The organism is Natrinema sp. SYSU A 869 (assembly GCF_019879105.1).
GTDB lineage: Archaea > Halobacteriota > Halobacteria > Halobacteriales > Natrialbaceae > Natrinema.
On the sequence record NZ_CP082248.1, the window covers coordinates 839,779 to 852,356 of the forward strand.

The window sequence follows — 12,578 nt, forward strand, 5'->3', positions numbered from 1 at the left end:
TGTCTTGTGTACTTTGATCCCATCCCCATATTTTTATTTCCGCTACTATCGTTCTCATATACTAACACCCTGGTTTTATCCTCAAGATCGGGGTAGCCAATCATGGAGGTATGACAATGAGGGGCACACGACTGATCATCGGAGTCCTGTGCGTTGGGCTCCTTGCGGCCGCATCGGGTACAGCAACCACGCAACACCCTACCCAGCAACCGACACTGCAAACCGGAGACTTGGCAGATACCTGTGAGAACGCAACAGTGATAGAATCAGGAGTGTACAATGGGACGCTCTCACCGGGTGACACTGATGTGTTCCGTGTCGAGGCAATTGGTGAAGGCAGCTATATCGCGTTCAACCTCTCGTTCGAAGGTGGTGCAGACGCGATCGAGATGGAAGCATACGAAAACGAAGACGAATATGCCGCCGCGATATTCGGTAGTTCCCATCGATCCTGATTGCTGACTCGATTTTTAGAAGGACTGAAAGAGATCAGACCGAGTGATTCCCTGCGGCACGCTCAGACGGCGATCTCACGACAGTGAGAGAGCCGTCGCGCCAGACACGATGCGAGGCCGTCGCTCCGGTATAGGGTTGCCGCTGGACGCGGGCGATCTCAGCCCGCGTCCAGCTGGCTATAGGTCGCCGGAATCCCGGTACAGTTCGTCGGTGCTTCCCATTTCCGCCGTAACGTGTCGTCGAGTGCGTGATCAATCCACTCGCGGAAGACCTCGAACCGGAACCAGACAGGCAGTGCTCGCCCGCCGCGCTGCGGCGTGGCGAGCACGCCCCACCGAACGATCACCCAGAGATTCCGCAACAGGAAGCTCACCAGAACGAACAACAGCCGCACGACTGGATCAGTCGTGCTGGTTCGTGCACGCGCTTCACGTATCGTTCGGAAAGCTGTCTCGATCGCTGAGCGCTTCTGGTAGAGTGCTTCGACATCTTTCGGCGTGCGATCGGTCAGATCGCACGCCACGTACGCCCGAACGAGCAAGCCGTGTTTACCTCGATTGCCCTGCTGGTAGGAGACACAGACCGCGAGCGGGAAGCGTAGTTCCCGCTCGCTCCCCTCGTACATCACGTACTCCGTCCAGTAGGACACCGTCGTGTCGAGTTTCTCTGCCATCTGTTTTCCGCGCCGCACGACTGGAAGAGCGACTGATGCGACTGCATTCAGTCGCTCGATCGACGTTCCGTCGTAGAACCCACGGTCGGCAAGAACGCCAGCGACATCAAAGGGGAGGGCCGCGACGTGGTCGAGCACTCGCTCGACCGCGTCGCTCTTCGGTTCATCACCACGAACGGGTGTGACTGCGACGACCAGTGGTTTGGCCCGACAAAGAACAAATCCAGCAAGGTAGCGATGGCACTGGGAGGTGCCATCGCGAGGCTTCGTGTGACAGATTACACCAGGTTCAGCGTGTGGACAGCCATGATAATGGATATCGACGAAGTCGAGGCAGATGATCCTCGGCCCAGCGCCGAGGATCATCGCCGCCTGCTGACAGAGAAGGCGGTTAGCGATTGCTTCGAGTTCAGCAGGCGGGACCGTGTGAAGTTGGGCAAGCGTGTAGTCATCGGAGTACGTTCCACGAGTGGTGTCAGTGACAGCCTTGATGGATTTCTGATCGACAGCGGCCTGGAGGAGCGTCTGTCGGATAATCCCGGAGTCGAAGCCGCAGCCTTCGACTCCGGGGATCGGGATCTCAGAGAGGAGATCAAGCGCTAAGGTTTCAAGGTCAGAGGCCGTAAGAACGGTGTCTGGATGGTAGAGGCACTTCATACACCCATTCAGACGCTTCCTGAGAATCTAACCTCATCAGTCTCGACTAACTTCTGATTCGATGGGAACTACCGATATTCACCGGACCAGATGGGAGCAATTTCGAAGAAAACGTTGGTGAGGCACACTTCGCTGAAGACGAATACGACGATGATATTACAAGGAAAATAATCCTTCCGCAACAAGAAGACGATTCAGCAGTCTACAGCTTCCGCCTGTATGCAGAAGACAATCAGCCGCTCTGCATCGGTTTCCACACGCGCGGCCCAGAAGCATCCGGATGGCAACTTGGGATGACAACGCAAGACCCAGAAGCACCACCAATCGCCTGTTCAGAATCCCAAGACGCTGAACTCACAACAAACGGCTAGTGCACCGTCACAGACATCATCCCGCTCTTCTAGTAACTAGAGGGGCTATTTTTCCCGGCCATAGCATCTATCTCAACCATATATATCTAGCTTATACCATAGCCAAGCGCACGGGATCCTCGAGTGCATCGATTAGTTCGCCGATTGCATCGCAGAGCCGTCCTGGGTCCTCGAAACCACTGGGGGAAACTCAGTACCGGACATACATGGCTGTGTACGGCAATGCTTTTCACGGACTGGCGGACGGACACGTGAGCGACCCCAACAAGCCAGTGGTTGCCGCTCGGATAGCGCGACATAGCGGTTGTGATGACAGTTAGTTACATCACCACAATCCCCACACTCAATTGGCAGCGGATTCAAACGGCTCGCAGCCATACGGCCATCTGTCGCGTACTCCGCGGCACGACACACCCCCGAGCTCCACCCACATTCCCGCGAGCGGGCGTTTTCTACTCTCCCGTGCCGCTCGCGGTGTTTCAGCACACCTCGTTTCGAGTGAGTTGGAGGCACGGCCACGAAGCCTATACCGTATAGGACCACTATCGAAACTGTCGCGTTCTGCCACGGCGCGACAGTCTGATCCGATCATCCCGCTGAATCAGTCGTCGTCCGGCGTCGGTCGTTGCCCGCTCCTCGCCGGACGCTGTTTCCTCGTGCCACTCCCGGCACTTCATCCGGGGTTTTGACGGTTCTCGCGAGACACACCGTGTACCGAGTGAAACACGAAATTGATGCTCGGGAGAGCCCACGTCTTGAGTATCGCGTTGCCACGGCGCGGTATGTTGGATATCATCAGTATCTCAGTTACCCCGTGAGCATCTCGCTTTCTCGTGAACCACATTCGACGCTATGCTCACAAGGGTCAACTATCGAGACGACAGTCGTGAGTGATAGGAGGGCGGCATAGAGGGGATTGCCGCCCCAGTCTCACGAGCAGAGCACCGTTTACCGAACGTGGCGGAAACATTCGTGGACTCACAATTGCTCTTGAGATTCTGGCGGTAGAATGCACTGGTTGTTCCTCCAGGAACCAACGCCACGACACTCCTGAATTCGTAGCTCAGTTCTCAGCAGCCCTACGCACAGATCCATTTGTATGACGAAATGAAATATACCCTGTGACGGGACAGCTAGCCATACTAGAGAATCGAACCGTTTGCTGTCTCAGCAGCCGCAGTGACAGTATCACTGCGGTCGTTGAGACGTCCATGAATTGCCACAACGACACCGCTGACTCTCATCGCACATATCACCATGGGATTAGATAACTACTGGACACCAAATGGTGCCGCCTGGGACAGCGAGCCAACCATCGCTATCGACTTTGAGCCACCGCTTCAGCTCGGTCCCTCCGGAGACCTCTTCGATGACGGCTGGTTCCGCGGCAAGAGATACAATCCGCTCGTAGAGACACTGACCGGGATATCGCTTTACACCAAGATAATCCATAATCACACCGTGCACGAGATGGCGGACACGCTGGCCGCCGTGACCTACAAGGAAGCTATAGATCAGTATCAGAGGGCGCCGGTGGCCACAGGCACCCCCAATCCCGACATCACCCGAAGAGAATACACGGATCTCCAGCGTATGTTCTGCGCCTATGCTGACGCAGGCGCCCAACTCGAGGCGTGGTACTAACGGTCCCAAAACTCACAGATATATTAGATAGAACAGTTTAATTATCTTCTTGGAGCGATGGTCGTTTTGACACTCCGAAACGCCGTCTTCGCACCTGTTGATCGTCCAGTTGGCACGGACGTTCGGTCGGCCACTCTGTCGGAGTCGGAGACACCGACTGTCACTGGCCCTATCTTTGTACTGTTTCCCGTCGAACGAGCGTTCAATGCCGATCACACCAACGTGGGCCGTTCTAGCCGTGACGGTGCTCGTCGTGCTAGGAGTCGTCTGGCACACAGAGGGACGGGAGCGCTGGCGATCGCTCGTCGCGGACCGATTCGTCTACGGCGTGCCGTGGGAAACTATCGTTACAGTCGCGTCATCGTCGCATTCTACGTGCTGATCCAAAGTAATGTCCATCACATGAGTGAGCCTGTGGCGGTGTCGTTCATTACGTGGTAGTACTTTTATCTGCGAGGGTTACTCATAGCAGAAATCGCCCACAGTTCGCTCAACCACTCGTAGCAAACATGGCCGGAACGCTCGCGTTCGCGCCGACCGCCGAGTATGCGCGGAACCATTATCCGCCATCGGACCGCTCCAGCGATGGCGGTACGGCCCTAAGGGAGACCGACTTTCCACTAGATGCTACTCCACGATCGGCTGTCCGACTCTACTCTGTTTCTCGGGCACACACTCGCGCTCAGGTCTGTGCTTATCAAACGGGGGCGGATAGCTGAATGGAAATCATTTCTATATGTACTTCGTCTCGTTCACTCTACCCACGATGGATGATCGGGAGAGTACAGAGGATGTGTCCATCCGCTGTACCGAATGCGGTGCTGTCTATCCGGCGTTTCGACTTCCAGATGGGACACTGACACGGGCCAGCAACAGGCCATCTTGCCGATGCGGAAGCAACTCATTTGTCGAACTAACGAAGGAGGACTGAACAGTATAGCAGTAGCGATGGTGTTCAGATAAGGTTGAAGGAGTGAGGTGTGGTGTTTTCAAAGTAATTCATGCCCGAAAAAGCATGCCTCAGTTCGGGGGATGTTTTCGAAGTCACAGCTGACGTGCAGAATGTTTGGGCCACGGAAGCGACGCAAGAGGTGAGTTTCGAGGTACAACATGAGGGAACCACGGTCAACACGGACTCTCGCTCGGTAACGCTCAACGGGGGAGAGATGACGACTGTCATGTTCACGTCTGAACTCCCGTCAGACAGTCCGACTGGCGACTTTCTTGTCTTCGTTGAAACAGACGATGAGGGAAGCGGGGGAGAAGTGACTGTGGCCGCACGTGATGACTGAGGACATCACCAATTCAACTCGAGAGTGGAGTCGTGTTCGGGAAAGGATAGCCCACTGATTCGTCACAAGAACCGTGCATCAACAGGTATCGGATGCATGAATGCCTCGGACAGTGTGATCACATACAGGTCGGATCGTATGGTACGTAGGATCACCCGACGAGCTCTCGACTTCCCAGAGGATGGCTGACGTGACTGCCCCAGTCGTGTTCACGGCAAGCACTTCGAACGCCCCGTAATACAGTTCGAGGTCGATATCGTGGAGCAGTGCTACATCGTGAACGCCTGTAATTTTTGAGTCGCCGAGGTAGACATCACCGAACCGATACCGCCAGTACACCCGTGCGAGTTCTCCATCCCAGTCAAGTACGTTCGCTTCGAGCGAGAACAGGTCGTCGCCAATCGTCATGGGTGCGACGGGGGAGTGGGGCCCAACTTGCGGTGCTCGATTCCCGTCATCGCGAACGGTTACGTTCCATGTCACTCGGTTCTCCACGGGATATCAGGCGTGTCACGGGTATTCTTTTGTGCCGGAAGCAAGGCTCCTTCCACAGTATACGTGCCCGGTTCCTCGAACGTGTGATGGAAATAATCACGGTTGGCTGGGAACATTGATCGTTCGATCGGGTCTGGATCAAAGAAACTGTCCGTGATGAGTGTGCCGTCAACCCACCATTCAGACCTGAGTGAGCGTGTCTGATCATACATTGAATCATCGAGTTCAAAGTGAACCGTCGTTCCGGGCGTAACGGTCGGGTTGTACATCTCTGGGAAGACGCGCCTGAACGGAGGGCCAGTAATCTCGGTTCTGGGGATCGGCTTACCGTTCCGTTTGAAAATTGCGGGTCCGAGTGTCAAGATGGTCTCGAGTTCGCCTGTGTACCGGTATGTATCCGTGTCGGGGGTTATCCCGACCGCGTCGAGGGCAGTCGTGCCATCACTGACAGCCTCGGTATCAGTGGTTGGGACGATTGTGCCCGTTGTTGTGACGGTGTAGGGAGCCCACTCGAATGTCTTTTCTTTCTTCGTGACGGTGAGCGTGTGGTCAAACGACTCTGGTCGGTCGTCGATTGAAGACTGGCCATCAACTGCGAGAATCGTGTCTGGGGTTGTTGACTGTGCATCGACCGAGATGGATGCGTCGCCGTCCACCAGTACACGCACCAAGGTGCCTGTATATGTGAGTGTCACTGAGTCACCCGGACTGAGTATCCCAAGAACTGTCAAATCAGTCGTAAGCGTTTGGGAGCCGAGTGGCGGACGAATTGACCCGGTCACCGATGCCGTATAAGCTGCTCGTCCAAATTCATCCTCTCTCAATTCGATGACGAGTGTCGACGACGATTCTTGGGTGACTGCTGACGCGATCTGTCTGATTACTCCAAGTGAGAAGGCGGCGCTCGTTGTACTGAGGAATGTTCGCCGAGAGAAATGGTTGGAACGCACATGTCTCACTGGAGTGTCTGGCTGGGTGGTGTCAATTGTGTGCCGTTGACCCATATGAGGCACACATTGATCACTGACTAAAATGGTACCACGTGCCAGCCTGTGACTACTTCTCTCTCGTCTTTATTTCTATTTCCAGTACCAACTAGATTGTACTAGCGTTCGATCCACGTCGATGTTTCCAAACAACCGGGATTACTTCCGCTACAAATTTGAGAATCCAGGTACGTATACCGCCCCGGGCGCTCTCACCCATAGCTCCGAGAATATGACTACTGGGAGAGAACGTCCTCCGTCGCGATGATGGAACCGGCCAATTTTAAAAATCGGATGACGACCATCGATAATGTTCCGTACCAGTACCGAGCTATTAGAGAAGTTCATGAAACGGTAACGCGTGAGAATCCTGTCTCCTTTGTCTTCGCCGAAGATGTGCATAGCCGCACTCTCACCCTCGAATTCCTGTCCTGTACTTAGTGGATATCACGCCGCCTTTCGTGACTGTGGATTCCCGAGATGGCCGCAGTGAGATGAGCCAGTGCGGACTGAGTAGCTGACTCGTTCGAGTCCGTCTCATTCGCGTCGGACTCGTGTGTCTCTGGTGGACCGATATCAGGCGGTCCGCCGTCCTCTGGGTCGGGGAACGAAATATCGTCACCGGGAACCTGTTCGACCGTAACTATCCTTCCAGACTCAGTAATCTGGACATCTGGACAGTTCGGATCTTCCGGTAGCTGGATCTGTGATTGGAGATACTCGCGGATATCACGATAGATGTATATACGCTCATCGTCAGTACTCGTTTCGAGAGCAGTAAAGAATTCAGTCACCTTCTCCGCAGGAACAGTCGCTGTCACGGTCGTTTCACCGTGATCATGAAGTTCGACATCAATACGTCCGAGGTGGTGGTGGAAGCGTTCGTAGAAGGATGCACAACCATCGTCATCGCGTTGTTTGCGGGCTGCTGGCACAGCGATAATTGCTGAGACGAGTGTTTCCATGGCAAACGCGAGGACGAGCTCAAGTTCGTACTCGGTGAGCGTTCCCAATGGCCAGTTCTCGTACTGGGCTGCGATCATGTCTGGATGACAGATGAAATACCGGATGCGGTCATAGACGCCGTCTTCTGCTAACTCCATGTCACAGTGGATTGGATACTGTTTCTCAGGATGTCGAGAGAGTGGTCGTCGAGTCGAGGACTGATTTGTAGTATTAGTAGTCGCAGTATTGTTGGTTGTTGAATTATTCACTGTCGTGTTTGGAGTTGCATTCGGAGACAGATTCATGGACGTTGATTCTCTGATTGTCTCCGGCAGTCGGAACTCTGTCTGAATACTCTTCGGATCGTAGATTGGACTGGGGTAGAGGCCGTCCTCAACGAACCCCTCGTTGATGGCCTCGATCCAGTCCTGTTGGACTTCGTGAATAGTCTCAATGAGATCCGGTAGTGTTTCGGTACACCCGCTCTCCCACTCGGTTTCTGTCCGCATACAGCCTGCAAAGGGAACGGTAAGGACACTGAGTTTGCTCAGGAGGACGCGGCGAGACTGCGGTCGTGAGTGCACGTGTATCGATGTTGATTTGGTAGACAGCAGATTCGGTACTCCTGTGGCAGTCTGTTTTCGTCTCTCACTGATGCACTCGACCGGATGGTGGACTGATTCGAGAGGCGAGGGAATCGGAGAGGAACGATGATTGTGTGATATATGTGGTAGTCCACCAATCACCATCTTAGTTCTCCGGACACGTCTCTTAATGGAATTATATACTTGAACACTAGTTTTCTCTCGTTTACATTACCACAAGAATATCGCTGTAAAACTCTGTACCGGACCGGGGAGTGGGAAATAAATAATTTCTGTGTCGGTCGCAACACGGCACCGGTAACAGCGGTCGTAGACTACGGTTCCTTCATCGGCTTCGATCGTGATTGTGCCCATGTTCTGTGGGGTGGTGGCTCTGTCACACCCCGGACGGGGTGATGTTTCTTGTTCTATGTCCTGTCTGTTATCGTGCGTACCTCATGTTCGTCTAAGACCTCACGCAATAAATGGGTTGGAGGGGACCGCTGCTAATGCCATACGATTCGTCTTACCGAGTTCTATCGGTGGTATTGGTTGCAATCCAAGAATATGATAGAGAGATCGCGTATCACGATGGGACGGACGGCACGAACACGAATAGCGCGGAGCTAGCGCAGTGGGTCGCATCATCGTCCGAGTAGCACGGCCTATATACCGGCACCACAATCGACTAAACCGGCGAACTGGGACGCGGCATTCGTCCGGTGTTCGGGTTTCTTCACCGAACGTAGTATATTTATTTCTTAAACTATATTGGTCAGTTTCACACCTGCTTCACAACCTGTCTCGTTTCCTTCTGGAGGTACTTTTACTTTTGCCGCGGACGGGCAGCCCTTTTTGATGACCATGTGGACGACCCACATGCGGAGGGGATGACATGGCGACAACGAACGACGAAGACCAGAGCAAAGACACGATCAGAGATAACACCACGATCCACGACAGAATCGCACGCTACACGGGCGGCAGAGACACGGCCACCGAGATCTGGCCGATGACGGAGACGTGGGTGATCAGCAAGGCCGGGTACATCCGCTATCACAAGCAGTTCAGAGACGCGAAGACCAAATACAGAACCGATGTCGAGATCAAAGGCGCGTCCATCTGTACGCGACATGGACCCGGCGAATTCGTCATCCACAAATCCAGTCACGACGAACTGCTCAGGCAGTCCGATCCTGATCTGCCGAATCACTACCACTACGTCGTGACCCGCCGGGTGGACGGTGAGACCGCGCACATGATCGCGGACACCACCATTCCAGTGACCGAGATGGACCGATTGATCGGCCTCGACGGTGAGTACCAGTGGTCCCGGTACCAGAAATCCGGGCCAGTCCGATGGGCGGCGCACATCCCATGGACCTCGATCCCAGAATTCAGCGAGCGTGAGGAGGAGATCCGGGAGCGTGCCAGCGCCTTCCGCATCGACGTATAGGGGCGCTTACCACCCGTTTTTAGTGGCGACGACCGATGATCTGACGGACTATATGGCCACCATCCACGGTGTCGTCTGACTCTTGCGCCGCCTCGTACGCTTCCACGACCGGCGTGATACGTCGTATCCCCGGGAGGAGCGTCCCCCGAATCCATTGATCCGTCTCAGTCGTCCACTCGTCGATCTCATCTACTCTCTCCTCGAGCACATCGACAGTCGATTCGACGTCTCCGACGCGTGCCTGCACATCGTTGATCCGCGTGCCCATATCCGCTCGAACCATATCCATCTCGTCACGCATCTCCCCCTTTGCTTGCTCCAGATCGTCATGTGTCGCTAGCTGGCTGATCGACGTTTCGAGGTCGGTGACGCGAGTCTCGATCTGCTCGAAGTCGGACTGGACGTGCGGTGTTTCATTCTGGGCGTCAATGTCGTCCAGACGTGACTTCATTCTGTCCTGCTGTTCCTCGAGCGATTCACGCACATCGCTTAATTCCTGACGTAACTGATGCACTTCCTCGCGCAAATCGTCGGTATCCATCTCGGCCGTCGCGAGCGCTGCTTCATGCTCGGCGACAAATTCCTCCCCGTCGGATGTGAGCATCGCGACCCGCGGCGGCTTCCGCGCCGAGCCATCCGGATCCACCTTGTCGATACGGGTCTGAATCAGCCCCTTATCCTCAAGCGAGTCGAATACGCGGAGTACCTTGCGTTGATAGCCGATGCTGTCACATGCTTGTCTGACAGTGGTGCTTTTCGCCAAATCACCGCCCTCATGGAGGTAGAGCAGTGCTTCTCGCTCTGCATCACTGAGTTCTATCTCACCTCCGTCAAACGCAAATCTATTACTCATCTTATATTAAGATCATCAGTAGTAGCGTATAATCCCCACGACAGACCGCCTCGACACTGTCGCGCGACACATCCCACGCACCCCATGCGCCGTCAATATCTAGACCCACCAACCCCCTGGTAACGTCGATCTGAGCTGAATGCCACGTCTCGATTTCAAAACCTAACACTGGCTATAGTAGGAGTTAGAAATAACTGCTCATCTTTGGTACAGAGAGCTGATTAAGTGCGGTATCGATCGCCGTTGTTAACTCGCCAAGTGAGTCAAAAAACCGATTGCTGAGAGCCGTTTGGAGCTGTCGCCAGCACTCTTCGACCGGATTGAGTTCAGGAGAGTACGCCGGTAACGTGACGAAGGCGAGGTCGTCACGGGCCGCCAGGTCCGTGACGGCCGATGCCTGGAAATACGGCGCTCCATCGAGTACGATGATTAGATCTTCTTCGAATTCTTTGCATAACGCGAGAATGAAATGTTTCGTGTGATCGGCAGTGACGTACTCGGTGAATCGTGAGAAGAAGCACTCGCCGTCTTCGGTGATCGCGCCGAGCAGACACGTCCAGTCGCGTTGGCCAGAAAGTTCGACGCTCGGCCGCGTGCCGCGCGGAAACCACGCGGCACGCGGCTCAACCTGGACGGATTTCTTGGTCTGATCGATGCAGACTACTGTAGCGTCCATCTCCGCTCGCTTTTTTTGAGTTCGTCACGGAACTCTTCTGTGTCGGATCCCTCGGCTTCGGCGGCTGTGCGGCGCGGTTTTTGGTAACTCAATCCAGCTTCTTTGAGCAACCGCCGGCAACTCGGATAGGAGTACTCGACGCCGTAGGTTTCTTCAAGAAACTCCTGGACGAGCGCCGGCGTCCATGCCGGCGCGTCGATCCCGACTTCCTCGGGAGGTTCGTGAACGGTTTGTTCAAACTCTTCTTGCTGTGTTTCTGAGAGCTTTCGTTTTCTCCCGGATCGGTGAGCATCAGAGACGGCTTGCTCAAGCGGTTCGTCCGTATTGAGTCGCATGAGCCAACTGTAGATCGTCCTTCGACCAGTGTCGTGCCACTCTGCAAGTTCGGTCTGTGTCACGCCGTTCTTGTACGCAATCGCCGCTAACAACCGTTGTGTCGGCTTGTTTCCCTTAACCTTGTCAAGGGCGTCTTGGAGTTCTTCAACGGAAATCTCGTCGAGATGGTCCATTGTCTACAGTAACAATCTACGGGCGAAAAATTCTAACGGTTACTATAGCCGTGCGACGGCAGAACCCGCTCTACGTTAGCGACCGTCGGCTCGAATAGCATTTTCTTGTCCCCATTCACACACATCTATCAATAGCACATCACTTAAATCCCCAAACTAAGCTGTATTTCCAAGGGAAGTCAATTTCTGGTGAATTACACCAGTGACTACATATGTCACTCCACAATATCCGATCATTCTCCGCCATTCTATTCAACTGTGGTAATAGTGAAAATTTCACGAATGTGAGGTTTTGAAACACGAAAGGGTGGTGTGGATTCCGTTCGATGGACTAGATATGACGCGAGCGGAACGGGTGGTTGACCGACTTGGGATGCTTTACGAGGACGGGCTTGACGCAGATGATTTCATGCTATTCGCGCCGGATGTAGCGTCTTTACAGGGTGTAGATCAGACTAATATGTACTGGCGAAAACCATCCACGATGGAAAGGGGGCTATAAACGATATTATGGGCCAAACTGGCGGAAACAGCGAAAGAGAGCCTTGGAACGCGATGAATTCGAGTGCCGAATCTGCTTACTTGATAGACAGGGCCACAACCAAAAGTACGGATCTGACCCAGTAGTTCATCATATAACCCGATTCGGTGATTTTGAAAGCTATGAGGAAGCGAACATATTAGACAACCTCATCACTCTTTGCAAACGCTGTCACGGCCTTATAGAAGGTGGGCGAATCGAGTTGCCTGATGAATAGCCCGGACAACTGTTACAGAGGATAAGACCGCGGCTGACCGTTCTCACAGCACTATTATTAATACAGTTGAAGCGTCACTTTAGATGTATCCATGCCCTTCCGGGCCATCTACGATGGGGAGATCGTCGCACCTGCATCGGTCCCGGACCACGAGTCCGTCAAATGTCCCGAATGCGGATACTCGATGCACACTCGGAATCCGGACGGGGTAGCACGGCATTTC

Annotated in this window: 10 protein-coding genes; 4 read left to right on the forward strand and 6 right to left on the reverse strand. The window is 54.1% G+C overall.

Annotated features, from left to right (window positions below; translation table 11 throughout):
- Positions 1–116 precede the first annotated feature (116 nt).
- A complete protein-coding gene (locus K6I40_RS07885) occupies positions 117–455 on the forward strand; it encodes a hypothetical protein (RefSeq protein WP_222914211.1) in 339 nt (112 codons plus the stop codon).
- Between the two features lie 158 nt (positions 456–613).
- Here K6I40_RS07885 and K6I40_RS07890 read toward each other — a convergent pair whose 3' ends face one another.
- Positions 614–1,786 (reverse strand): ISH3 family transposase, encoded by a 1,173-nt coding sequence (locus K6I40_RS07890; RefSeq protein ID WP_222913236.1) that lies wholly within the window; start codon positions 1,784–1,786, stop codon positions 614–616.
- Positions 1,787–3,414: 1,628 nt separating this feature from the next.
- Here K6I40_RS07890 and K6I40_RS07895 point away from each other — a divergent pair.
- Positions 3,415–3,801: a hypothetical protein gene (locus K6I40_RS07895; RefSeq protein ID WP_222914213.1), complete on the forward strand. Its 387-nt coding sequence runs from the start codon at positions 3,415–3,417 to the stop codon at positions 3,799–3,801.
- 205 nt (positions 3,802–4,006) lie between these two features.
- Entirely contained in the window at positions 4,007–4,183 is a 177-nt protein-coding gene (locus tag K6I40_RS07900; RefSeq protein WP_222914215.1) for a hypothetical protein, read from the forward strand.
- A 988-nt stretch (positions 4,184–5,171) separates the two neighbouring features.
- Here the strand turns inward: K6I40_RS07900 and K6I40_RS07905 are convergent.
- The 3 genes from K6I40_RS07905 to K6I40_RS07915 form a co-directional block, all read right to left on the reverse strand.
- Positions 5,172–5,576 (reverse strand): hypothetical protein, encoded by a 405-nt coding sequence (locus K6I40_RS07905; RefSeq protein WP_222914218.1) that lies wholly within the window; start codon positions 5,574–5,576, stop codon positions 5,172–5,174.
- Positions 5,573–6,244: a hypothetical protein gene (locus K6I40_RS07910; RefSeq protein WP_222914220.1), complete on the reverse strand. Its 672-nt coding sequence runs from the start codon at positions 6,242–6,244 to the stop codon at positions 5,573–5,575. The genes K6I40_RS07905 and K6I40_RS07910 overlap by 4 nt, the downstream gene beginning before the upstream one ends.
- Before the next feature lie 767 nt (positions 6,245–7,011).
- Positions 7,012–8,028 carry a hypothetical protein gene (locus K6I40_RS07915; protein WP_222914222.1) on the reverse strand — a complete coding sequence of 339 codons (1,017 nt, stop codon included), beginning with the start codon at positions 8,026–8,028 and terminating at the stop codon, positions 7,012–7,014.
- A 970-nt stretch (positions 8,029–8,998) separates the two neighbouring features.
- Between K6I40_RS07915 and K6I40_RS07920 the strand changes: the two genes are divergently transcribed.
- Positions 8,999–9,559: a hypothetical protein gene (locus tag K6I40_RS07920; protein WP_222914224.1), complete on the forward strand. Its 561-nt coding sequence runs from the start codon at positions 8,999–9,001 to the stop codon at positions 9,557–9,559.
- A 19-nt stretch (positions 9,560–9,578) separates the two neighbouring features.
- Here K6I40_RS07920 and K6I40_RS07925 read toward each other — a convergent pair whose 3' ends face one another.
- Positions 9,579–10,412 carry a hypothetical protein gene (locus K6I40_RS07925; RefSeq protein WP_222914226.1) on the reverse strand — a complete coding sequence of 278 codons (834 nt, stop codon included), beginning with the start codon at positions 10,410–10,412 and terminating at the stop codon, positions 9,579–9,581.
- Between the two features lie 184 nt (positions 10,413–10,596).
- Positions 10,597–11,597 (reverse strand): IS630 family transposase gene (locus tag K6I40_RS07930; protein ID WP_222914228.1). Its coding sequence is split into 2 segments (ribosomal slippage): positions 10,597–11,105 and positions 11,105–11,597, totalling 1,002 coding nucleotides; the frame shifts between segments, so codons are not numbered across the junction.
- Positions 11,598–12,578 lie beyond the last annotated feature (981 nt).

What these genes read in the sequence shown, in the direction of transcription:
- K6I40_RS07885 (WP_222914211.1), top strand. Translation starts at nt 117, where the DNA reads ATGAGGGGCACACGACTGATCATCGGAGTCCTGTGCGTTGGGCTCCTT.
- K6I40_RS07915 (WP_222914222.1), bottom strand. Translation starts at nt 8,028, where the DNA reads ATGCGGACAGAAACCGAGTGGGAGAGCGGGTGTACCGAAACACTACCG.
- K6I40_RS07895 (WP_222914213.1), top strand. Translation starts at nt 3,415, where the DNA reads ATGGGATTAGATAACTACTGGACACCAAATGGTGCCGCCTGGGACAGC.
- K6I40_RS07925 (WP_222914226.1), bottom strand. Translation starts at nt 10,412, where the DNA reads ATGAGTAATAGATTTGCGTTTGACGGAGGTGAGATAGAACTCAGTGAT.
- K6I40_RS07890 (WP_222913236.1), bottom strand. Translation starts at nt 1,786, where the DNA reads ATGAAGTGCCTCTACCATCCAGACACCGTTCTTACGGCCTCTGACCTT.
- K6I40_RS07900 (WP_222914215.1), top strand. Translation starts at nt 4,007, where the DNA reads ATGCCGATCACACCAACGTGGGCCGTTCTAGCCGTGACGGTGCTCGTC.
- K6I40_RS07920 (WP_222914224.1), top strand. Translation starts at nt 8,999, where the DNA reads ATGGCGACAACGAACGACGAAGACCAGAGCAAAGACACGATCAGAGAT.